Annotated in this window: 22 protein-coding genes and 1 pseudogene; 3 read left to right on the top strand and 20 right to left on the bottom strand. The window is 34.4% G+C overall.

What is annotated here, in order from left to right:
• Positions 1-3 precede the first annotated feature (3 nt).
• The 3 genes from QE109_RS01310 to QE109_RS01320 are packed head-to-tail and all read right to left on the bottom strand — an operon-like array spanning position 4 to position 1,830.
• Complete coding sequence (locus QE109_RS01310; protein WP_281092560.1) at positions 4-777, bottom strand: hypothetical protein; 774 nt, start codon at positions 775-777, stop codon at positions 4-6.
• Positions 770-1,471 carry an ABC transporter ATP-binding protein gene (locus QE109_RS01315; RefSeq protein WP_281092561.1) on the bottom strand — a complete coding sequence of 234 codons (702 nt, stop codon included), beginning with the start codon at positions 1,469-1,471 and terminating at the stop codon, positions 770-772. The genes QE109_RS01310 and QE109_RS01315 overlap by 8 nt, the downstream gene beginning before the upstream one ends.
• Positions 1,468-1,830, bottom strand: a complete 363-nt coding sequence (locus QE109_RS01320; RefSeq protein ID WP_281092562.1) for a GntR family transcriptional regulator — start codon at positions 1,828-1,830, stop codon at positions 1,468-1,470. Before QE109_RS01320 ends, QE109_RS01315 begins: the two co-directional genes overlap by 4 nt.
• 283 nt (positions 1,831-2,113) lie before the next feature.
• On the opposite strand from QE109_RS01320, the gene QE109_RS01325 reads away from it, so the two are divergent.
• A complete protein-coding gene (locus QE109_RS01325; RefSeq protein WP_281092563.1) occupies positions 2,114-6,346 on the top strand; it encodes a collagen binding domain-containing protein in 4,233 nt (1,410 codons plus the stop codon).
• Positions 6,347-6,440: 94 nt separating this feature from the next.
• Here the strand turns inward: QE109_RS01325 and QE109_RS01330 are convergent, their stop codons facing one another.
• From QE109_RS01330 to QE109_RS01345, 4 genes are all read right to left on the bottom strand, one after another.
• Positions 6,441-7,850 carry an MBOAT family O-acyltransferase gene (locus QE109_RS01330; protein WP_281092564.1) on the bottom strand — a complete coding sequence of 470 codons (1,410 nt, stop codon included), beginning with the start codon at positions 7,848-7,850 and terminating at the stop codon, positions 6,441-6,443.
• A gap of 9 nt (positions 7,851-7,859) precedes the next feature.
• The gene (locus QE109_RS01335; RefSeq protein ID WP_281092565.1) at positions 7,860-9,278 is read right to left on the bottom strand and encodes a hypothetical protein; all 1,419 of its coding nucleotides are present in this window, start codon (positions 9,276-9,278) and stop codon (positions 7,860-7,862) included.
• 154 nt (positions 9,279-9,432) lie between these two features.
• Complete coding sequence (locus QE109_RS01340; RefSeq protein ID WP_281092978.1) at positions 9,433-11,274, bottom strand: alkaline phosphatase; 1,842 nt, start codon at positions 11,272-11,274, stop codon at positions 9,433-9,435.
• Between the two features lie 114 nt (positions 11,275-11,388).
• On the bottom strand, positions 11,389-12,372 hold the full coding sequence (locus tag QE109_RS01345; RefSeq protein ID WP_281092566.1) for a Gfo/Idh/MocA family protein: 984 nt from the start codon (positions 12,370-12,372) through the stop codon (positions 11,389-11,391).
• A gap of 138 nt (positions 12,373-12,510) precedes the next feature.
• Between QE109_RS01345 and QE109_RS01350 the strand changes: the two genes are divergently transcribed.
• Positions 12,511-13,020 carry a type 1 glutamine amidotransferase domain-containing protein gene (locus QE109_RS01350; protein WP_281092567.1) on the top strand — a complete coding sequence of 170 codons (510 nt, stop codon included), beginning with the start codon at positions 12,511-12,513 and terminating at the stop codon, positions 13,018-13,020.
• Positions 13,021-13,025: 5 nt separating this feature from the next.
• On the opposite strand, the gene QE109_RS01355 is transcribed toward QE109_RS01350, so the two are convergent.
• The 8 genes and pseudogenes from QE109_RS01355 to QE109_RS01390 all read right to left on the bottom strand — a co-directional run bounded on the left by QE109_RS01355 (position 13,026) and on the right by QE109_RS01390 (position 18,467).
• The gene (locus QE109_RS01355; RefSeq protein ID WP_281092568.1) at positions 13,026-13,502 is read right to left on the bottom strand and encodes a tetratricopeptide repeat protein; all 477 of its coding nucleotides are present in this window, start codon (positions 13,500-13,502) and stop codon (positions 13,026-13,028) included.
• Positions 13,503-13,626: 124 nt separating this feature from the next.
• Complete coding sequence (gene bioB, locus QE109_RS01360; RefSeq protein ID WP_281092569.1) at positions 13,627-14,628, bottom strand: biotin synthase BioB; 1,002 nt, start codon at positions 14,626-14,628, stop codon at positions 13,627-13,629.
• A 1-nt stretch (position 14,629) separates the two neighbouring features.
• The gene (locus QE109_RS01365; RefSeq protein WP_281092570.1) at positions 14,630-15,199 is read right to left on the bottom strand and encodes a biotin transporter BioY; all 570 of its coding nucleotides are present in this window, start codon (positions 15,197-15,199) and stop codon (positions 14,630-14,632) included.
• Positions 15,200-15,323: 124 nt separating this feature from the next.
• Positions 15,324-16,022 (bottom strand): annotated as a pseudogene (locus tag QE109_RS01370) (DUF5131 family protein); the annotation flags it as partial.
• A 36-nt stretch (positions 16,023-16,058) separates the two neighbouring features.
• Positions 16,059-16,310, bottom strand: a complete 252-nt coding sequence (locus QE109_RS01375; RefSeq protein ID WP_281092571.1) for a kinase to dihydroxyacetone kinase — start codon at positions 16,308-16,310, stop codon at positions 16,059-16,061.
• A 70-nt stretch (positions 16,311-16,380) separates the two neighbouring features.
• The gene (yidA, locus tag QE109_RS01380) at positions 16,381-17,196 is read right to left on the bottom strand and encodes a sugar-phosphatase (protein WP_281092572.1); all 816 of its coding nucleotides are present in this window, start codon (positions 17,194-17,196) and stop codon (positions 16,381-16,383) included.
• Positions 17,197-17,370: 174 nt separating this feature from the next.
• Complete coding sequence (locus QE109_RS01385; RefSeq protein ID WP_281092573.1) at positions 17,371-17,835, bottom strand: low molecular weight protein-tyrosine-phosphatase; 465 nt, start codon at positions 17,833-17,835, stop codon at positions 17,371-17,373.
• A gap of 17 nt (positions 17,836-17,852) precedes the next feature.
• Positions 17,853-18,467, bottom strand: coding sequence for a non-canonical purine NTP pyrophosphatase (locus QE109_RS01390; protein ID WP_281092574.1), 615 nt, complete (start codon positions 18,465-18,467; stop codon positions 17,853-17,855).
• A gap of 88 nt (positions 18,468-18,555) precedes the next feature.
• On the opposite strand from QE109_RS01390, the gene QE109_RS01395 reads away from it, so the two are divergent.
• A complete protein-coding gene (locus tag QE109_RS01395) occupies positions 18,556-19,239 on the top strand; it encodes a hypothetical protein (protein ID WP_281092575.1) in 684 nt (227 codons plus the stop codon).
• Positions 19,240-19,259: 20 nt separating this feature from the next.
• Here QE109_RS01395 and QE109_RS01400 read toward each other — a convergent pair whose 3' ends face one another.
• The 5 genes from QE109_RS01400 to QE109_RS01420 form a co-directional block, all read right to left on the bottom strand.
• On the bottom strand, positions 19,260-19,790 hold the full coding sequence (locus tag QE109_RS01400; protein WP_281092577.1) for a GNAT family N-acetyltransferase: 531 nt from the start codon (positions 19,788-19,790) through the stop codon (positions 19,260-19,262).
• A gap of 16 nt (positions 19,791-19,806) precedes the next feature.
• Positions 19,807-21,639, bottom strand: coding sequence for a substrate-binding and GGDEF domain-containing protein (locus QE109_RS01405; RefSeq protein ID WP_281092578.1), 1,833 nt, complete (start codon positions 21,637-21,639; stop codon positions 19,807-19,809).
• A 52-nt stretch (positions 21,640-21,691) separates the two neighbouring features.
• Positions 21,692-22,285: a hypothetical protein gene (locus tag QE109_RS01410; RefSeq protein ID WP_281092579.1), complete on the bottom strand. Its 594-nt coding sequence runs from the start codon at positions 22,283-22,285 to the stop codon at positions 21,692-21,694.
• A 16-nt stretch (positions 22,286-22,301) separates the two neighbouring features.
• On the bottom strand, positions 22,302-22,841 hold the full coding sequence (locus tag QE109_RS01415; RefSeq protein ID WP_281092580.1) for a PDC sensor domain-containing protein: 540 nt from the start codon (positions 22,839-22,841) through the stop codon (positions 22,302-22,304).
• 154 nt (positions 22,842-22,995) lie between these two features.
• Complete coding sequence (locus QE109_RS01420) at positions 22,996-24,468, bottom strand: GNAT family N-acetyltransferase (RefSeq protein WP_281092581.1); 1,473 nt, start codon at positions 24,466-24,468, stop codon at positions 22,996-22,998.
• Positions 24,469-24,614 lie beyond the last annotated feature (146 nt).

The following is a 24,614-nucleotide window of genomic DNA, read 5'->3' on the forward strand; positions in this document are numbered from 1 at the left end:
TATTTACAAATTAATTCGATTTTCTAGTAAATATCCAGTTGCTGCAAATAATAGTACTGCTGAAACTAGCGTCGCTACGATACCATAATTCAGCGCTGCATTAACACTTTCAAGCATCATGTTAGCAGATGAAATGTTTACTGTTTCAAAAGTCTTTCCTAATAAGCTCCCAATCACTTCAACTAACTTAGTTTTAAGGATGTTAATCACAATAAAAATACCAAATGTAATGAGACCTTTAAATCGAGTATTATTAAACAAGCTCTTGAAAAGTGCAAATGAAAGATAAACAGTAAGCGCAAACTCCAATATACCTAAAATACTGATACTAAGCACTTTAATAATAACTTGCCATTCATTCGGCTTGATATCAGAGAGGCTAAAGTTAATTGGACCCATGTGCATTATTTTGGCATTTAAGAAAATAATTAAGAGATATGTGGCTGCTATACAAACGCCTTCAAGTAATGCAAATAATAGTTTTGCTCCTAATAATTTGTAGCCATTATGTGGGGTCATAAAAAGCATATAACCTTCTTGTTTAAACAAATCGTTCCTATATAGTAGAATCACATCAATCAAGTATAACAATCCAAATCCAAGTGCTACTACACCTACAAATATTCCGAAAATATCACCATTTATTACAGTTCTTACACTCTCATCAATTTTAAAATATTGATATAAAGCATATATTTGAGCTAAAGCAGTAACTGCTATAGCAACTAAGAAAGTCATTCTCTTTCTTAAAAATTCAAATTTAATAAGCTTAAGCATGTCCATATACCTCCTTGTAAATCTCTTCAAGGGATTTTCCCTTTTCCAATCTCATCTTTTCTGTTTCACCGGCTAGTATAACTTCTCCATGGTCTAAAAATACAACTTCGTCTAAGATTTGCTCAATTTCATTAACAAGATGTGTAGAAATAATCATGACACCCTCTGCATCAAATTGATCAATTATACATTCCTTAATCTTTGATCTAGAGATAGGATCAAGTCCATTTAAAGGTTCATCTAACATGTATATCTTCGCTTTTCGTGAGATTGTGAGTGTGATTTTTAATCTAGCGCGTTGCCCTGTAGATAAGCTCGATACCTTTTGGTTCATATCTATTTCCATGAACTTTAAAAGTTCAATCGCTTTTTCTTTGTCAAAATCCGCATACATATCAGCATAGAACCCCAGTGATTCTTTAACCTTCATCCAACCATAAATAAAATTCTCAGTAGGCATATACGCAACGTAAGCTCTTGTTTTATGCGATGGCTTCTCATCACATATTACTAACTCACCAGAAGTCTGTTTATGCAAGTCAGCAAAAATTTTCATCAATGTCGTTTTGCCACTTCCATTAGGACCTAAAAGTCCATATATTTTTCCCTCTTGAAACTTTAAATTAATATCTATTAATGCTTTTTTTGACATGTAATTTTTTTGAAGATTAATACAGTTTATTAGATAATTCATAGTTTCCCCTCCTCATAAGCTTTTAATTTATTGATGATTTCTTCAAACCCCATATTTAACGATTTCATACCTTCAACAAATTGTGCAATTTTCTCTTTTGCTATTTGTGTTTTCAAAAGTGCTAAAGTCTGATCATCTTCCGTTACAAAAGTTCCCATTCCCCTTTTAGTAAAGCATATTTCTTCGCTTTCTAGTTCTTTAAAAACACGCTGTACTGTGTTGGGATTTACTTTTAAAGCTACCGCTAATTCTCTTGTAGACATTAGTTTATCTCCCTTTTTTAGTTTTCCAGTGATAATATCTGATTTAATCTTATCCATGATCTGAATATAAATCGGTGTGTCATTAGTAAAATCCATAAGTCACCTCCTGTTTGAGTTTCAGCAACAGTGTATCTGTGTATTAATTACATAGTACACTAATTCATAAGTGCAGTCAATACTATTTTTCAAATTTTTTTCTGATCTAAATAACATCTTTAAACAAATTGTAATGTTAAATTTATAGTTATATTGAAAATAGAATGATATAATGGAAAATGACTATTTGTAGTGATTGCATAATTAATTTCAATATAATATGCAATCATTCCATTTGTTATAAAAAAACAATTGTAATTTTAAATAATAAAGTGAGGTAAAAATGAAAAAGCATTCTAAAATTAGGAACAAAGATAAAATAATAAGCTTAATTCTTCTATTTGTCTTTTTATCTGTTGGAATTTTCCCAACAACCCTCGTCACCAATACTTATGCAGATTCTGACCCTGGTTTTAGAATTACTGCAGCTGAGTTTTCTTACAATGGCACCCCCTTGCTAGAAGCTCCAAGTATAATCGGACCCTTTTCAAACGGTGATCTCATCAACTTCACATACCATTGGGAGATTGATGATGCAACTACAATTACAGATGGTTCCAATACTTTAACACTAGTGTTACCAGACGTCTTTCCAATTGATGCTGAAGCATCTGGCCTAATGAATGATGACAACAATGTAAGCTATGGTACCTATCAAGTCACAAATCGCAATTTGATTTTCACTTTTACACCTGGCATAATTGCATCAAACGTTACTGGAGGAGCGAGCTTTAATTTAAGCTTTAACTTTGAAAATATTTCAATTGATGAACCCTATTCTCTATTAGTTCCAGTCACTGATACAATTACAAAATCCTATTCAATTAAAATAACGCCTGATGCGAGTACCCCTTCTATCTTAAAAAGTGGTCAAGCAGTAAATTCTGCTTTAACCCGTTGGACTGTAGATGCTAATATGAACCTTTCAGATGCCGATGATATCATCGTAATCGATAGTTTAGACTCAAGACTTCTATATGTTCCAAGTTCTCTTGCGATTTATCCATTGGCAACAAATAGCGATGGCTCTTATACCGTTTCAGGTCCCGCGATTGATAGCTCCCTTTACGCGGTAAGTTATGTACCAAGTAACGATGTCTCACCTCATGCACTTTCATTTACAATATATCCGGTAGCAGGAGATCCCATACCAAATGCCTATCGCATCATATATGATGCAACTGTTGATCCAGATAAAATTGATTTTGCACAAACAAGTTTTACTTATAACAACACTGCAAACTTAAATGGTACTTCATCGTCTGCAAGTACCACCATAACAGGTGGAAATATCCTTACTAAATCTGAACTTGGAGATAATGCTTCAAAATTTAACCCATCACAGCTAAACTGGAAAATCACTGTAAATGAAGCTGGTTATCCACTTAAAGCAGTTCGTGTAGAAGATATTTTACCACCCAACTTATTATTTGACAAAGATACTGATGTAGTGATTCTTGATGAAAATAACGTTGATGTTACAATAGCATATACCGTAAACTATGATGGCGGCACTCGCACACTCAGTGTCGATTTTGGCGATCTTTCAGTAAAAAGAGAAATTCAGATCAATACAAACATTGATCCCGAGTATATCAAAGGTCTGACTTCAGGCAATACAAACAAGTATTTTGATCTCAGTTTTGCAAATAGTGCAAAATTATACCAAACACAGAACGGCACTGAAAGTGAAACCAATAAAAATAGCACGCTAAGTACAAAAGTTGGCAAGTTAATCTATAAAACTGGCAACGCTTCAGTAAGTTATGATAATGCAAAATATATCAATTGGAATTTATATGTCAATCTTGCAAATATAGATACTGGCGCAACAACGATTACTGATACGTTAGATGCAAGACAAACCTTACCCATAGACTTAAATGATTTACACGTGTACCCCGTAACAATAGATGATAACGGCACTTTAACTGAAGGTGCTGAAATTGTAGCCGGATTTACCAAAAGCTTCGATGCAGGTAACCCGACTAGAGCATATGAAATTGTTTTTGACGCACCAATTACGACACCTTATGTCATCAAATACACTGCTACAATCAATCAAGCTGACTTTGACAAAACAAGCTTTTCAAATACAGGCATGATTGATATTGGTGCTGGTGTTTCCTATACGGGTTCTGTTAATCAAACCATTAAAAACACCTTTACAAAATCCAATACTGATATAGATAATGATGGAAAGGCTTTCGATTACAATACAAAAACTTTTGACTGGAAAATAACCGTTTCACCTACTAAAGAAGCCATCCAAGATCTAGAAATCATAGATACTTTTTCAGCTGGATTAAAGATGACAGATTCAGAGTTTGATGCCCTCGTTATCAAAAGAGGAGCGACGCCTCTCACGAAAGATGTTGACTATACCATTACCAAAACCATTACTGGTGGTGTTATAAAAGGTTTTACAATTAAATTTCACGATGGTGCTGTCAATCACATCGTCAACCAAGCCGTCTATACTGTTTTGTATAAAACTTCAATCGACGAAGCAACTCTATCTACAAACGGGAACTTAAATTATGCCAATTCAGCAGAGTTTAATTGGGATGTTAATAGTACACTACCGGTTGTTACAACAGTCCCTACTATTAATCCGCTTCATAAATACAATGGTAATAAAAGTGGCTCACTTGATTTAGCTACGAAACAAATTACTTGGAATATCAATCTCAATTATTTATCAAAAGATTTAAATGGACTTAAAGTTACTGACCAAATCAATATTGATGCAGATGGTAGCGGTGAAAAACTTGTTCCAAGTTCTATCAAAATTTATAAAGATACTGTTGATAGCTCAGGCAATTTGAAATCACTTGGCATAACTGAACTTTCGCCAAGCGATTTGATTACTGAGGGAATCATAATTACTGAAGATTTAAATGCAAACTCATTTACAATTGATTTTACAGGCAACGTATCAGAACCCTATAGAATCGTTTATAAAACCGATATGGTGGGAATTTCAAGTACAAACTATACCAATACTGCTATGACGAATAAAGGTGAAAACTATACTGCAAACGTCACACATACTACTGGTCTCACTTTTGTAGACAAAACGGGTGCAAGATCAGGTGAATTTGTAAACTGGACACTCACTATCAATCAAGGAAAATCAACTATCTCAAATTTAATTATAAGTGATCAGTTAAATGAAGGACTTGAACTTGTAGAGAATAGTTTTACATTAACTCAAAATGGTAATCCATTGACTTTTGCTGATTATTTTAATGTCGAAGTAGCGCCAAGAAATTTGTCTTCCGACCCTCAACGTTTTGAAATAAGTGCAATTAGTCCAATTGTTGACACCATGGTTATTGGCTATCAAACTTCAATTGTAACTGATAATATTGTGTCCACTTCCTTTTCAAATACAGCGACTGTCAATGGACAATATATCGTTCAAGGGACGCGTACAAAAACGGTTACCATAACGCATAACATCATGGAGTCAAACGGATGGGCCGTGGGACAACTTGGCAGTTTCACACTAAAGAAAGTAGATGAATCTGGCGTTGCATTACCAGGTGCAAAATTTGAGTTTTATAAGGGTGCCACGCTTATTGGTACTTTAACCACTGATTCAAATGGCGAAATACACGTTGAAAAATTAAAATATGCAACTTATACGCTAAAAGAAGTTGAGGCACCTACTGGATACCAAATCGTTAGCAGTTCAGATGATGTGGTTATTAATAGTACTACTGATAAAGACTTAACCATAACAAACGACGCACTTCGAACAATTCAGATCAAAAAACTTCAAAAGAACTCAACAACAAACGTTTTAGCAGGCGCTGTATTTGAAATCAAAAAATCTGGCGTTTTAGTGCAAACTATCACCACCAATCAGCTAGGAATAGCAGAATTACAAGTACCCTATGGTACTTATGACATTTCAGAGAAAACAGCACCAAATGGCTATCGTAAATCAAATGAGATTAAGACGCTTGTGATTAGCGATGGCGACTTGAATGAAGATTTAACACTTAGAACGACCTATGCACTTGTATTCGAAAATGAAGTTCTTCCTAATTATGAACCACCGACAGCGGAACCGACTACTGAGGCAACTACTGAGCCTACTTCTGAATCTACAACAGAAGTTACCATAGAAATCACGACTGAACCTACTACCGAAAAAGTGATTGAAAAAACACCCGAAAACATTCCGAAAGAAGGCGAAATTATAGTTCCTGAAGGTTCAAAACCAACAGTTTCGAATCCTCCTTCAAACGGGAAAGTTGAAATTGATAAAAATGGAAAATGGATCTATACGCCTAACCCAGGATACATCGGAAAAGATCAATTTGAAGTGATCTTAGTTGACCCAGAGGGCAACGAAGAAGAATTTATCATTGATATAGAAATTGAAGAGGTACCTCTTGGCCCTGCTTTACCTCAAACAGGACAAAGTTCTCTTGATTGGCTATATTGGTTAGGAATAGCTATTGTTGGACTTGGAGTATGGTTAAGGAAAGGTAAATTCGCATAAAAAATATAATAATCAAGTTATAGCTTTTATAAAAAAAAGAGTCATTTAACCCCAAGGTTAAAATGACTCTTTTTCAATTGAAATAAAATATTCATTAAAATCTAAAGTATATAAATGGATTAAATTTTTCTCCTACGAGAAAAACAATTGATACCATTAATATACCAATGATACTTATATCAAGCAGAACTTTAAACACAGGATTATCTTGTGCTTCAATTTTCGCCATAAATCTCTGAGTTAAAGGCGTTGAAGCAAATACAGCCAAAATTAAGAACGGGATTGCATACAGCATATCTTGATAGATAAAAAGTAAATCACTTCTCGATGTTCCCGTATATCTGAACATGCCTTTAAGCGCATCAAAAAGTTGACTTGCATCTTCTAGCCTAAAGATTACCCATCCTACAACTACTATTAACAGTGTATAAATATGTCTAAGCACTTTAGGAACCTTATTTAAAACCTTGTGAAGAAGAAGTTTCTCTGCAATCAATAAGACCCCATAGTATAATCCCCAAAACACATAATTCCAACTAGCTCCGTGCCATAGTCCCGTGAGCATCCATACAATTAAGATGTTTCTATAAATCCATTTTCGGTTACCACCTAACGGAATATAAACATAATCCTTGAACCATGTACTTAAAGAAATATGCCATCTTCTCCAAAAATCTGTAATTGAAGTTGAGATGTATGGATAATTGAAATTCTCAAGGAAATGAAATCCAAATATTCGGCCAAGTCCAATGGCCATATCACTATAGCCTGAGAAATCAAAGTAAATTTGAAAAGTATAAGCAATTGCAGCAAGCCAAAGCATAATTGTACCTGGCGTTCCATAAGCACTATTGTAGATGGTATCTGCAATCATCCCCATCTGATTGGCTATGATCACTTTCTTCCCCAGTCCAATAATGAAACGTCTCAATCCATAACTTGCCATCTCTAAAGATTCTGTTCTATGTGTCAACTCTTCTTCAACAGTAATATACCTTACAATAGGACCTGCAATTAACTGAGGAAACATCGTAACATAAGCTGCCATCGTTAAGAAGTTCTTTTGTACTTTTACATGCCCCATATATACATCTATGCTATAGGACATTGTTTGAAATGTATAAAAGCTTATACCAATTGGTAATGCCAATTTATGTGCAGATAAGCTTAAGTGGAACAGCGCATTTATATTCTCTATCAAAAATCCAGCATATTTAAAGAAGAACAATAACCCCAAATTGATACTCAATGATAGAATAAAAAAGAACCTAGCTCTTCCTGTATTGCCCTTGTTACGCTCTTTCTCTACTAATTGAGCACAGAAAAAATCGTTGAATATCGATACAATCATGATACTTATATAGATGGGTTCGCCCCATGCATAGAAAAAAAGCGATGTGACAAACAACCATAAATTTTTATATGTCCTCGTAGGAATAAGATAATAGATTCCGATGACAATTGGTAAGAATAAAAATAGAAAAACTAAACTAGAAAAAACCATAGTCACCTCTTAGTCATTTATAATGAATGTATCTCCAGCGAAAAAGTAATAATATCCCAAATTAACAGCTACACTAATGTCTTTATCCTTGATAAATTCACTGAAATCAAAGGGTTTACCATAGGCAGTTTCATAATAACGAAAATCTACATAATAAGTGTTATTATAATGAGATGCAATAACTTCCTTCAAAGGATTTGAAAAAGAATCAATAAAAATTAATGCATTTGGTTTAGAAGGCTGATTATAGTGATATTCAACAAGTGCATAATCCGCACCGTTACAATCACCGTAGTAGTTAGCAGCAGTTTCTTGGGTGAAATTTCCTTTAATAAAACCATATTTATTGCCATAAGTTGACTTCGATCCATTGATATATACCTCTGAGCGAGAAACTTTAGGCACAATAAATTTGAAAACATCAGTTGTAGAAAACTCATTGAGTAATCTTGATTTATAACCATTGTATGCTAAATTGGTTAAGTATAGATCAAAATCAACCAATGGCTCATCTGGCCCCTTTAAGAACTTGATCAGTGATTGATATCCGATAAGTTGTCTCTCCGTATCCCAGTGATGGTCAGTTTTATAAAAACCATTGATATACTCTTCAACTGAATTGATATTTAAAGACGCAAATCTCACATTATCATTAAATTGCTCACCTAAGTAATTAGACAAATCATGTGTAATCGTTCCACCAACAAAATCAACATCGACATCTGTTTCAATATAAAAGTTATTAAACTGAATCTCAGGATAGTTCTCAGCTAATTTATTGACACTTGCTGCCTTATTTTCAAAGCCTGCTTTCGCAGCACTTAGTCCTATTTTCGTAAAAATCAAGTGGTTTTCTCCAACAGCCTCTACTAAACCACTGCCTTTCGGATTAAGTGCCACCTTAAAGTGCGTATCATCTATTGATGTCCATTTTAGTTTTGACATATAGTCTTTTGTATAGCTATCAATTTTCTCAACATGTGGCACAAAAGATATTTGAGGCTCTACTGTAGTTTCTTCACTAGCTATTGTTGGCTCAGTTGTCTCAACTGTACCCACGAGAATATTAGTCGTTTCTTCGGTTGTATAACCCGGCTCTGCAGTGGTATCAACTTGGCTTGTTTCTTCAGCAACAAATTCATCGTCTCTATCTTTAATGGACCAAACCATTAAGCCTAGGCTTTGCTTTTTGAGTTCCAAATATTTAGCTTTAAAAGTTTCGCCAAGTACCATTTGATCTGATAACGCCTCTTCAAGATCATTTTGAAAAGTATTTTTCATAAAACTTTCAAAAGTAAATTTAGGAAAAGTGTAAAGTCTTTTATTTTCAATTAAAGATTCTGCTTTTACACCTCTGATAAATATGCCTAAAAACAAAATTCCAAATATACTAACAATAGAAATAATAAATGCGTAATGACGTTTCATATTGCCTCCTAAGCCAAACTATTGCTAGAATATCATTCTGTTATAAAGTTGTCAACATACTGTCATTTAGACAAAAAGATAGACCAGTGTAAACTGGTCTATCACAACTTTGTATTAACAAAAATTAACATTTAATTATCAAATATATTCTCTCTTACTTCGGCAAATTAATAACTTGACCTACTTTTAAGAAGTTAGGATTACTAAGATTGTTCAATTCTATGAGAATCTCCATAGTAGTATGTTGATCGGCAGCAATTTTCCATAAAACATCACCTGCTTGTATTGTATAAGTTGATGCTACTTGAGGGCTGATCATATCAATTGCAGCTTGAGGTATAAAAAATTGTGTTCCGTTGAAAACCGTTATTCCATTGAAAGTTGATTTTACCCCATCTGATATAAAGAAATTCTTGTTTTCTTCAAAAAGATATTTCTGATCCGCTTTGAGAAGAACAAGTTTTGGATTTGTAATATCCGAAGCATCAATTGTCACATCAAACCCAAATTTGCTTAAGTCCTTTTGAGGGACAAACAGTTCATCAGTTGCTTTGTCAAGGTCAAGCCCCATAGCTTTGGCCGCATACAAAGCGATATCACTATTTTGAACGGTTCCTGAAAGTTGATTTTCAAAAGAATTCGCGTAAACATATAAGACTACATCTTCACCAGTATGTCCACCGGTTGTCCAGCCGATATGCGCATGTGTACTAACAACTTTCGAAATTTCAACCAATGTTTTATCATAAGCTTTTCCATTTTCATCAATACCTTTTGAAAGTTTAATTGTCTCAACTTCCTCAGCACTCAAATCCAATATACCAAGTTGCTTCATTACTTCTACGATATTGCTTCTTTCAGTATCAATCATTGCTGCAGCTGCCTCTTCAGTAACTTTAGCTTTTTTTAGTGTATCTGTGAAATATGCAATAGGCAACGTTGAATAATTGCCAGATGTACTTGCATCTCCTATTGATATACCACCATTTCCGTGATCACTTGCTATAATAATCAAAGTATCAGCATTACTTTTAGCAAAATCTAAAGCAACTCCTACCGCTTCATCAAAAGCTTTAATTTCTGAGATAAGACCAACCGTTTGATTGCCATGAGCTGCCCAATCAACTTGAGACCCCTCTACCATGAGAAAAAAGCCTTCATCATTTTGAGACAGCAACTCTATTGCCTTGTCAGTCATCTCAGCAAGTGATGGTTCCTCATCGGATTTTATCATATCTTTATTCATAGCTTTTGGTGAAAATGCACCCCAAAGCTTTCCACTTTGAGTATTTAACATTTCTGCTCGCGTAGTGACAAAATTATATCCCATAGATTTTATGGCATCTTGCATATTCTCATGGTCAATCCTCATCTTGTTAAGGGGCTCTGTTGAATTTTTTGTATCAGGGAGTAAGTAGTCTCTACCTCCACCTAAAACAACATCCATGTTCTGATAGACTTGTTGTTCACCAATTGTAGTATACATATTTCGATGTATAACATGTGATGAAAAATCTGCTGGAGTTGCATGTTGAATTTCTGATGTTGCAATAATACCCACTGATTTACCTGCTAGTTTTGCAGCTTCAAGTATAGAAGCAGCTGGCGCAAAAGCATCACCTTCAGTAACTTCACGCGCACCTTCAAGTGTTGTCTTAGCTGGCTTTACACCTACAAGTTTATCTTGAGTTTTATACCCAGTTGCCATAGCCGTTCCTGCAGGTGCAGAATCCGCAATAGCTGTATCTGAGTTGTTGGTAGTTACCAAACCACTTGCTAAAGCATCCATATTTAATGCTTTTCCATCGTTGTAAACCCATCTTGATAATGTTACGCCATCATGACTCATACCGTCAGGGATCATAATAATTACATTTTTAGCAAAATTACTTTTGACTTGATCAAGTGTTACCGCGTACCCTGTCCCATTTGAAAAAAATAGTGAAATAACAAGTACCAAACCTAAAATCGACTTAAACTTAGATCTTCTTTTCATCACTTAGACACTCCTTAAGTATTTTATAGTCTTAATAAGTGCATTATACATTCGCATTGTGATGTCAACATAAAGAATTCGTTTGGCATGTGTAAAGATTTGATTATTTTTACCTCATATTATGTTATCCGCTTTATACTTAAGTCCAATTTGATCTCTTATTTTATCTAATTCTTGCATTAACTCTAAAGTAAACTTATGAGATGCAATATCGGATTCTATTTTACCTTCTGTAATCATTTGACAAATATGTTCTATTTCGTAGTGATACCCCCAAAAACCTGTCACTATATGCTCTATCTTATGTGTTTCAACTTCTTTAATAATTAGGGCGTGATTTGCTTCCCAAAATTGAGGAACTTCAATAGTACCTGCGTCTCCTATTAGTAGCAAATTATTGTCGAGATTTTCTAGAATTGACGCATTAAGTTCTACTTCAACATGTTGATTATATAACAGCCTTATATTTACTGTACCATCCACTCCCGTATCAGTATAAAGTGCATCTGTATGCATCTCTTTATAATTGACACCCATAAGATAATTGGTAATCATCACTGTATATATACCTATATCTAGCAGTGCGCCACCTCCTAAGCTAGGATTTAACAATCGTCCCTCACTTGGTCCTTCATTTTTAAAACCAAAACTGCATTTGATTTTTTGTAAATTTCCAATTGTCCCAGTAGTAATCTTTCTTTTTACTTCTTGTATGGTTGGTAAAAAAAGTGTCCAAAGCGCTTCCATCACAAATAGTTCTTTACGCTGAGCCAGCTCTATAACTTCCTTTGCCTCCTTAAAGTTCATAGCAAAGGGTTTTTCACAGACTACGTGCTTGCCAGCATTTAACGCTTTCATTGCTACTTTTGCATGTAAAGTATGAGGTGTTGCAACATATACAACATCTATTTCAGGGTCATTAAAAAACTCATTTTCATCACTATACGCCTTATCTATCTTATGGTTTTCACAAAAGCTTTTAACTTTAATTCCATCTCTTGCATATACCGCAATAATCTGACCACCTTTAACAACTGAAAAATCGTGAGCGTATTTATCCGCGATTGTTCCAGCCCCATATATTCCCCATTTAATCATATCTACTCCTTTATCGAATCAATTCTTGTTTAGTGTCTTTGTGTTAACCCTGTGCAAACGGGTATAGTTAAAATGAAAGGCTTGTTACTAAGTTTTACAGGATGTTAATTTTATTACTCTACAGAAAGCGAGAAAATTATGGAAAAGAAAATTTTAGTTTTAATTCATGATCTTGCAGAAGATCTTGAACTTTGGTATCCAATATATCGTATGAAAGAAGAAGGATTTACAGTAGACCTTGCCAGTGAACATGCGAACGAATCATTTCACGGAAAATACGGTGTTCCATATACATCCAATCTTAGCTGGGATGAAATAAATGCCGATGATTATGCGGGATTATTGATCCCAGGTGGATGGGCGCCTGATCGTATAAGAAGATATGATAGTGTAAAGCAACTGGTGCGTTCAATAAACGATGCGCATAAGCCAATCGGTCAAATTTGTCATGCTGGCATGGTGACTATCTCAGCTGGTATATTAACAGGTAAAAAAGTCACAAGTACACTTGGCATCAAGGACGACATGGTCAACGCAGGGGCCATCTGGGAAGATAAAGCAGTCGTAGTTGATGGCAATCTCGTTTCAAGTAGAAAACCTGATGATCTACCCGATTATATGAAAGCATATATTTCACTTTTTAGTTAGGCTTTTCACCAAGTTTCTTCTAATTTATCACTGTAGAAATATATTGCCCTTTTATACTTTTCTAAGTTTTCATCACCTGGAAAGTCTGCGATTGTTCTAAGTAAAATTTTAAATGCATCACCATATTCTTCTAAATTGTAAAGTGTCATGGCTTTAAACACATAGAACTCATTATTTTTGGGAAATAGATCAATTGCAATTTCAAAAGTTCTTCTTGCTTCTTCATACTTTCCAATGGCACGGTAAGTACTTCCAAGTCCAAGATAGGCTCCTTTTAAGTCATCATCAACTAAACCCGATTCAATAGCCCTCAGATAAAAAGGAATTGCTTCGTGTTCATTTCCCAATAAATCATTACACCACGCTGCTTGATAATTGAGATCACCACGGTGTGGATGTTGACGTATAAGCTCCATAATTATCAGCAAAGCTTCATCTACTTTCCCAGATTCTCTCAAATTAATGGCTTGTTGTATATTCACTTTACTCCCTCCTTCAGCGCTCTAGTAAAACAATTAACTTTATTATATCATTCTTTGATTATATAAAAGCGATAACAAAAAACAAAATCCAACCTTAACAATAAAAGGTTGGATTTTTATATCTTTATGAATTCAACTCCCAAGATAAACCTGCTTGATGAATCATCTTTTTATCTTCTTCTACATTACTGCCTAGGGTTGTTAAAAAATTTCCCACTAATGCCGCATTGACGCCTGATTTAAACCCTTTTTGTTGCAGATGCTTTAAAGCCATTCTACCACCGGCGTATCTCAAGCTTACATCTTTTAGAATGATGCGATATAGTGCCATACTTAAGATGATTTCTTCAGGTTCCAAAACCGGGTAGTTTTCCATTGGCGTGCCTACAATTGGCATAAGAACGTTAACGGGTACCGACTTGATGCCAAGTGCCTGAAGCTCAAAAGCCATTTCAAGTCGATCTGCCATCGTTTCTCCCATGCCTATGATACCGCCAGAACACACGCCAAGACCAACCTCTCTAGCATTTTTAATAGTATTTAATCTATCTTCAAATGAATGACTATCACAAACTAGTTCATAGCGTCTCGCAGTTGTCTCAACATTATGATGATACATACTAACGCCTGCTTCCTTTAACTTCTTTAGTTCCTCCTCTGTTGCCATGCCATGAGAAGCACACAACTGAAGTGAAGTATCTTCTTTTAGTCTTCTATAGATATCAACCAAAGGCTCTATGATCCCTTCTGATTCAATTGAACGTCCACTTGTTACCAAAGAAAACCTATGTGCGCCAGATGCTTCTACCTCTTTGGCTCTTAGTAGAATTGCTTCATAGCTCTGTAGGTCATACTCGTCGCATTTGGTATCGTGATGAACAGACTGAGCACAATATTTACAGTTCTCGCTACACTTACCTGATTTTGCACTTAAAATAGTACAAAGGTCAACATGATTTCCAACATATTTTTCTCGAATTTGATTTGCGCCTTCACAAATCAATTCATAGTTTTCTGAAGATTCTTCTGCAAGCTTAGCAAGGTTAAGGCCCTCATCCATGCTGATGTCGCGCCCCTGTAAAACTTCACCGATAATTGTTTGGATGGTCATTTTGGAACTGCTCATACTACGCCATTTCCTTTACTTTATAGATGCCTGCTTTTTTTAATCTAGGGATTAGCAAAGCAGATACATACGCAGCGATGATCAGTAAAACATAATCTTTAATCATATAAGGAATCATCATTTTAAATATCGCAGAAAGTGCCATAGGTGTTCCGACATAGATGTTCTTTATCATATAAAAATAAACATTCCCGAAAGCATAAGTAAAGACAAGACCTAACGTCGCAAATCCTAACAATTTAGTGAAATTAACAACTTTGGTTCTTTCAGCTAAAGTTCCAACTATAAGTGCACAACCTGCAAAACCTATCAAATAGCCAAAAGTTGGATTAAATATATACTGAAATCCACCACCATAAGTAAAAACAGGAATTCCTATTAGTCCCATGCCTATATATAAGAGTTGTGAGATTAATCCATTTCTCGCACCCAGTAAAAGCCCTGCAAACACACTGAAGAAAAGTTGGAAAGTAATAGGAACTGCTGAAAAAGGTATACTGACTTTTGCACCCACAAACATCAAAGCTGTAAATAATGGAATCATCGTTAAATCTCGAGTCGTCAATTTCATAAAATTCTCCTGTAAAATAATTTGTCATTACTTTAACAGTATAAAAACTCAAAAGCCTATTGTCAACCCTAAAATTAGCACAGGTTAACAATAGGCTATACAATTCCTTATTTTGCTCATATGATCAAGTAATGTGTTGATAATCTATATCGGCTTTTTTAGCCTGCTTACACAAATCTTGTCGTTTTATATTAAAGTGTTGGTTATCTTTAATGAAATTTGATCCCAATTCCCTAAACTCAAAACTGATATTTTTATCTATGCATTGTTGTCTAATATCTAATACCCAATTATAGTCAAGTGGTCTGACATCTTTGCCTGATTCACCACCGACAATGACGCATTCTATATTTTCATCCAAATATGGTGTTATATCAATTTTTTCGAGCATCGGTTGAATTGTTATAAGTTTATGCTTGATTGGTAATGTTTTAAAAATGCTTAGTCTTTCATCAGCTTTTTCTTGATTTTCAATTGTACAGCAGACGATAATGTGATCATTCCAGCTCTCAAAATCTTTAGGCAAACCAACCATAAACCGCTCAATTCTCTTCGTTAAAAAAAGAAATTTTAAATCATTACGTTCTTTCATAATCTCCCATGCAGCAATTCGCCAATTATCAGCTTCTTCAATTAAAAAATCACTGTTGAAGCAAAGATATACCAACTGACCACTTTTGATTTTATAATTTCCTTTGCTATCTTTTTCAATTGGTTTATCAAATTCTTCCGTCTTGTAAATCATATCAGTCGCTATACCTTTTCGACTATCTGCTCGATGAATATAACAGTTTAAGCATCCATCACTTTTCTTGTGACAACCTCTCCAAGGATTCCTAAATAGACATAGAAAGTCTCCTTAACCTTTTTGGTTATTCGCTTGACGTACCATGTTTTCAACTACAATATCATGAATATCACCTATTGATGCAGCATATTCAAGTAATTGCCATGGCTCATTTGTATGAAAGTGAATCTTAATCAGTTCTTCATCTCCAACTGCCAATAAACAATCACCTTTAATGTTTTCTGTTATATATGCGACAATTTGATCCTCAGAGAGGTTCTCACCTTCAATTAATAATTGTGTATCAAATCTATAATCAATCATATCTTAAACCTCCTATTAGCATAATAATCACTTAACCAATATCTGCTTAGCTATCTCGCTAATGCTTATATTATATCACTTTTTTAAGCATAAATTGCTCAATAACTTTAGCAACACCATCTTCATCGTTGGTATCGGTAATATGATCAGCTATCCCCTTTACATCATCATAGGCATTACCCATAGCAACGCCAAGACCAGCATAATTAATCATAGCGATATCATTGCCTGCATCACCAACACAGATGACTTCATGCGAACCGATATTTTTAGCCACCGCTACTGCATTTACCCCTACACCTTTATTTGCTTCAAGGTGTAAAAATTCAAGGAAAATAGGAGAACTTCTAACGATGGTGTATTTAGCTTTAACTTCATCAGATAAAAGCGTTACTACTTTATCAAGTTTTTCTTTTTCATCAACAAACATTACTTTGACTATTGTCTCAGATTCTGAGAAAGTATAGACGTCATTTTTCACAATTTCTATGCCATTGAGATCAGCTTCAACCTGTGTAAAAGGGTTGAGAACTGGCGTTGTGACATACGTTTCTGTCAAGGCTTGAATATGTACTTCTAGATCTTTACTAACTTCGTATAGAAACTTATAATCGTTTAGCGTTAAAACACTTTTATAGATTACTTCACCTGTTTTTGCATTTTGAACCAAAGCACCGTTGAAAGCTATCACATAATCATCGTGTGTATTAAGTTCAAGGTCATCAAGTACTTTTCGTATGCCTACAAGTGGTCTTCCAGTAGCGATTACTACATTTTTACCATTCTCGCGGGCTTCTTTAATTGCCGCTCTATTTCGAACTGAAATCTCTTTCTTTTCGTTAAATAAAGTACCATCCATATCTAGTGCTATTAATTTATAAGGCATTCTTAATCTCCATTTCAATCTATCTCATTTATTTACAAATCGGACTAGAGGACGAAAAAAGTCCCTATCACACACTTCTCGTCCCAACACTTATATAAAATAACACAGTTTTTAAGATTCTTCAATCTTAACTGTGCTAAATTTATTAATCCAACATCTTATGTACATGTAAAATCAAATCAGCTTTGCTTGATATAAATGACTTAGAAAGGCGTCACACCCCTCTTTGACATCGTCATAAGTTTCATCAAAATCACCAGTATACCATGGATCAGCTATATCTCTCGGCGCAGATGAAAAGTCAAGTAACCGCTTTATTTTTCCTTGAGCATCATCGCCAATAATTTTGATTAAACTTTTAACATTATAAGTGTCCATACAAAGTATATAATCATAATAGGTATAATCTTGTTTAGAAAATTGCATCGAAGTCTTTCCTTCACACTTAATCCCCACTTGAGAGAGTTTTCGTACGGTACCTCGGTAAACAGGATTTCCCAGCTCCTCTCGGCTAGTACCAGAAGATGCAATGATAAAACGCGCCTCTAAACTTAACTCTTTTACAATATCTTTAAATACAAATTCCGCCATGGGACTTCTGCAAATGTTCCCCAGACATACAAACATCACCTTAATCACAAAATCACCTACTTTCTTCAAACTTTAAGGTTCATCGACTTAATAAAAAAGTCTCTAAATCCACCACTGATCTTATCAATTTTCAATTGTTCATCATCTATATCAAAATAATATTGACCACTGTCGATTTCCACTGAGAGAGAATCTAATGGAAAACCTTGAACCCGTTTTTTATGTGCCCTCTCAATAATATAGAACTTCTCCGAATGAATCGTCTCACCATCATATGAAATCATCGTTTCATGATCAAGTGTTAAGCATATGGCATTCTTATAATATGCGGTTAACTTGCCACCATATTTTTTAGCGAGCGTTTGATAATATGCTCTCATTTCATCATCATTTAAGCGTTTCCCATCTACACGTCTCGCATGTACACCAGGCTGGTCTTCATCAGATACCCCCTCAAAATAAAGTCCTGAATCACATGAAAAAACAGGTTTTTTGATTTGTTTATAATACGCTTGTGATTTTTGAATGGCATTTTCAAGAGGTTCATTTCCCGATTCTTCCGCCTCATGGATTTCAAGATCAATATCTTTGATGTCTACAATTTCTAGCGGAAGACCTGATACAGCTTTAATCATCCCAGTAAGTTTTGATGGATTATGTGTCCCATAAATTAGTTTCATTGAATTATCCTTTCTGTCATGTGTTTTTAATAGAAAATATTGTCATTATCTTGTATCATATAGTCAACAAGTTCTTAAAGGAGCAAATATGAATCCTATTAGTAATTTATCGCATCATAAGTTTATAGTCCTTTGTTTTTTGACTGTCTTCATATTCCTGTTATCGAGCTGCTCTAGTACAAAAGAAGACACTCAAACAACAACAACAACAACAACAACAACAACAACAACAACTACTACTACTACTACTACTAATAATAATAATAATAATAATAATAATAATAATAATAATAATGAACTCGACAAAGTAGATACTGAAAATACAGTGTCCACAGGAGAAAGTGAAGTTGAGCACTCTATTTATAAAGATCGTGCTAAATTATCACTTTCTCCATATACAGTGTCTAAAAAACCGCTGATGTTATTCCTAAATATGTCAATGACATCGCTAGTTGAAGCATACGGAATGCCTATCGCAAAATTCTATGATAATGGGAGTTATGTGTTTGAGTATCTTGATTTTTACTGTTATTTCGACGGTCCAAACTATAGTGATATAGAGATGATGAACCAAGATAAAATGATTGCTTTTGCCTTTCAGTTTAAATTAACCTATACAATCTTTGATCTCTCATATGGTCAAGCTAAATCTGAAATTGACTACAATGAAGATACGAATACGACAATTGTCTCCCCCTTCAAGATTGAGCTCATTTGGAGCACTCAAAATTTATTGACCGGTATTATCGTCAGTGAAGAACAAATAGAATAAATAACTTCAACTATTGTATATTAAAGTTGTTCCCACTCTCTCCGAGTCAATGAGTAACAGACTAGATCCTCTATGCTATCATCAAAGATTTTTCTGGCATAGCGGATTGTACCTTCACTTTTAAAACCTAATTTTTCAATAACGCGCTTTGATTTAGCATTGTTAGCAAAATGCTGAACTGATATAAGTTCTAAGTGTTCTACCTCAAAAGCATGCCGCATCACTTCTTTAACAGCTTCTGTCATCAACCCTTTTCCCCAGAACTCTTTTGCCAGTACATATCCAACCATTTTCACGCCTTTAGTATTTCTCATTGTATCTTCATGCATTCCTACTGACCCAATTACTTTATTTGAGATTTTATCAACAATAGCTAAAACTTCATTGCCTTCCATCATCATCTCTAAATACTTGAGTGATTCCTCTATAGATTCATGTGGTTTCCATCCCGCATTTGGTCCAACTTCAGGATGTTGACAATATGCATAAAAAGCATCCAAATCAGGTCGTACAAATTTTCTCAAGATTAATCGCTCTGTCTCTAGTCTCATTATTTCTCCCCTCCAATCAAAAATGAAGTCTGCCCTTTTTCACATATAACATATGATCCGCCTGGCTGATCAGTTCATCTAATGATACATGCTGAGTACCTATAATCTTTGCCATCCCAGCTTCTAACGATAATGTAAATGAATTGCAATTACACTCATTATAAATTGAAATTTCGTTTTCGAGATTTTCAATAATATCATTGAGCATTTGATCATTACAATCATCAAGATAAATTATAAACTCATCTCCACCTAATCTCGCAATAGTATTACTTGCAAAGACCTTTTTCAAAATGTCTGAAGCACTGATGATCAGTTGATCACCCGTAGCGTGACCATAGTTATCATTGACTTTTTTTAGGCCATTGATGTCACAAAATATAATGCCCGGGTTTTTCAAATGCTTTAGCTTTTCATAATAATCTACTTCGACAAATGAAAAAAATCCTCTTCGATTTAACAGTCCTGTCATTGCATCCATGGATGCTAGTCGTTTCATTTGCTTGCTGTATCGATGGATCTGCTCAAACATATCGATTCTATTTAAAGCATTCACAATTTCTCTTCTAAGAGAAGTAAATGTTTTGCTTTTTGCTGTATTTGCATCAGTAACGATATAGCCATAAGAAAGATTGTATTGATTAACCGGATAAATTAACAAAGCTTTTGCCGTTGAGATTTTTAAGGCTTCAAGGGGCAAACCCGTACTCGTTTTGTACCTGCCAAATTTATTGACACTTCCATTTAAGTATCCATATTGATAATTCATCCACGTTGGATATTCAAAAGTCTCGGGGCTTTCGATGACTATCGCTTTTTCTTCAAAAAGACAAAGATGTAATTCTCTCCCTTTCACCTCATCTAAATAGTTGGTAATAGCATCATTTAGCTTTTCCATAGTATCTACTCGATCAAATTTATCATGTAATGTTAGTGTTTGATTATACTCATAAATACTTTCCTGGTATTTATTCATGTAAAACCTTTTCATATCCATCTCAGTGATTGCATCTAAAACCTGCTTATTACAGCCACATGACTCACGAATCTTAATTTCACCCAAATGATGAATATCACTTCGCCTATTAAATCTAAGAAGATCATAAGCACTTCTCACCATTTCTGAAAAGGGTTGTTTAACTGTGGTTAAGGGAACCTCTTGAAGTTTAGCTTGTTCAATATCATCAAAGCCTACTACTGCAATATCATTTGGAATACGTAAGCCTCTTTCTGCTATTGCCTGATAAGCCCCAAGCGCCATTTGATCATTTGCACTTATAATGACATCTACACCTTTATCCAATAATACTGTTGCACCATGATACCCTGAATCTTTAGAAAAATCACCAACGACACTATGAGTAAGTTTTATTCCACGTGTCATTAAAGCTACCATTGTGCCTCTGTAACGTGATAATGACTCAGTGGTCTGATCAGGCCCTTTAATTACACCAAAAGTTGTATAGCCATGGTCAATTAAGTGTTCACATAAAGTATAACTACTTCCGTATCCATCTAAAAGCACGTTTGTGCAACCTTCTAGAGGAACTGAAATACTTATTTTGTGCATATTATCAAACTGGTTAATGTACTCATTGTATTTCTTTAAACCTATGTAATGGCTTAAAGAGCCCGTTAAAGAGATTAAACCATCCATCGGCAATTGCTTCATTAAATTAAATATAACATTACTATAACACTCATCGTTTAGAGTTGAATTAATTGGTTTTCCACAAAAAAAGTACATTTTATCATCGAATTTTTCTACATATTCACTTAAACTAACCCATATTTCTTCTTGAAACAAATCATCAGTCGTTGATAGCATCATTGCATAGTGTTTACTCATTATGTAACCCCTTATATCATTTCTATGTTTTCCAAAGCCATCTTCTCCATATTTATAGGAGACGTCTTTTTCCCTTAAGCGCATCAATAATTCTGTCTTTTATCAAATCAGACCCCGTAAAGATTTGGTAGTTCTCATGATCGTAGTAAACGTTGAAATTCGTACCAAAATTATCCTTATATGCTACTATTTCATCTAGCTCATACATCTTATTCTTAACTATAAATCGCTTTGAATCTAAATAGCCCTTATTTAGTATCCTTTCAAAATACTTGTTCATCCACGCAATTAACAGAAGCAAATAATTGCTATAAGTCATTCTAATTCCAAAAAGAAATAGTACAGCTAATACAATATAAATACTAATTATATACTTTGTTTTTTTACTTGAAAATGCATCAATCTCTTGCCACTCATTACTTAATTTCATAATTCTCGTTTGAGCAACTTTGTACTTTCCCCATATGAATAGATTTAAAAAAACTACAAATATTAATCCATAAATATTTTCAAGTGTTATTTTATCAAGCTTAATTACATATTCCTTACTTTTTTGCCAATAACTTATATATATAAGAACTCCCGCGATTAAAAATATCAGTAGATAATACAATGCAATTTCCCATCGTTTAATAATCCGTGTCATTTTTTCACCTCATATCCTAATTAATTACATCAATACCAATTACACCAATGACTTTTCCATCTACAACAATAGGTTTACTAAGCGTTTGTACATACTTCTGTAATAAAAAATCATCATATAATTCAGGAATATATAGTCCCATCTCTACTGCGTTGAGGTAAACTGGTCTTTCAGTAAATTTATACTCAGGTGGTACTTCCACGATAGGTGATGACCAAAAATTATTTTCAAAATCTCCATAGTAAACATAATATACATCCCAAGTCGTTTCATCATTAAACGTGTCTAGAATATTTTGAATTTCATTGGCATCAGCAGTTGAAATTTTAATTGATAACTGGTCTACATCATTTTCAAGTGCTTTTAGATCTATATTTGTTATTGTTTCTATAGTGGTTTCTACTGTAGATGCTACTGTGGTTTCTACTGTGGTTTCCATACTCAAAACTTCTGTTTCTGCAAGGGCGTTCTCGCTTTTGCAACCTATCAAAAAAGATGACATTAGTAATATGATTGCCAATAAACTCACTAATTTTTGTGTTCTTTTACAATTCATCTAAATCCTCCGATTATATGTATTAATCTGCTTTTTAGCAATACCTCTTTCATTATAACATATTGAGCTAACTTTGAACCAAAAGAGAGCTCATTTGCAAGGCTCTCTTTTGGTAGTATATTGATAGTACAATTATTTAAAATTAAAGTCTTACTTATAAGGACAAATGAAGTGTCATTGATTCCTCATAGATAGACTTCGCGCTAAAACCAGCATCCATGTAGACCTTTTGAGCTGCGTGATTAAATCTACTTACACCAATTTCAAGCTCTTTTGCGCCCTCTTTAGCTAGGTACTCAACTGCCCACTTGATCATCAACTTACCATAACCTCGTCCTTGAAAGCGTTTATCGATTTGGATAATATCTATGTTATAGTGTTTATTTTTTTTATCAATATCCAGTACAAGTAAACCGATCACACGTTTGCCTTCCATTTGAACAAATGCCTTCTTTGTTTTGTACATTAGCGCCATTGCAATTGATGATTTTGCTTCTAGTACAAACTCCAGTTGTTCTGGATCTACCTTGATATTAAGTGCATCCCATAAATTATCACTACTGATCTTAGCCATTTTTGTTTCAAGAGGATAAGTAAATGTAGCTTCAATGACTTCTCTCAAACATTTTCGGTAGTAATACCATATTCCTTCAATATTTTTAAATTTTTGCTCTTCATTGACCAAACTAACATATGAAATCCCAGTTTTATGGTTGAAATATATACACAAACCATAACCATTGAATAACATACTCACACAATCAAATCCATTTGCATTTTCAAATATAAGGCCATTTCCCTCTGAATCAGGTTTTAAAGCCTGCTTCCACATTTTTTTTGAAATTACTTTTGCTTCACCAATTGCCATCAGCAGTTTTTTTACATCTTCTAGTGTAAGAGTGAACAAGCCATCAACTTGGTAGTCCAGCGGCATGCGAACTAGATTGTTATGTCTATACACAGTATAACTTGTCGTATTAGAGGCCTGACCTTGGTTGACACCGGTCATATTCAGCGGTGTAAATACATGTTTTACTAAAAACTCAAAAACCGTCATATGAGTTACACGTCTTACAATTTCAGCCAAAAACGCTGAGTTTGATTCTGAACCATTTCTGCCGATTGTTCCAGGCTCATATTCAAGTGGTTGATCACCTATAAGTGATAAAACGTCTTTGTAGTTTTTGTTTTGGTTCCTTAGTTTATTTTCAGCCCTAATCTTATCACAGTGTGATAAAGCTTGATGTGCACGATCCTTATCTAATTTGATCATTAGCTGTGTATAAAAGAAGTCAGGAATACCTGTTGCATTTTTTAGTAAATGTTTGATTTGGATTTTATCTGCAAACTGATATTCTGGTATATACATGTCTATTTTGTCTTCGAGCTTTATTTTACCTTGATCAATCAATAAGAATGTACAAAGTCCTAAAAAAACAGAAGTCTCTGTATCCATTATATAATTGCTTTCTCTAGTCGTTAAGATTCCATTTTCTCGATCAGCAAAACCATACACTTGATCGTATAATACTTCACCATCTTTTATAACGACAAAGCCACCTGATGCATCCCACTCTTTTGATACCCTATCAATTTCATAGCCTAATTTCTTCTTGTCGATCATCATATTTCCTCCTGCAACTATTGCTACGATTTTTCCGTGAAAAGAAACAAAAAAAGCGGTATATGCTCATATGCATATACCGCTTGCTATCACTAAAAATTTAATCATAATTCGACAAATTTAAGCGCTGTCGCCTTTTACACGGAGAT

The organism is Fusibacter bizertensis, assembly GCF_029914245.1.
Lineage (GTDB): Bacteria > Bacillota > Clostridia > Peptostreptococcales > Acidaminobacteraceae > Fusibacter_C > Fusibacter_C bizertensis.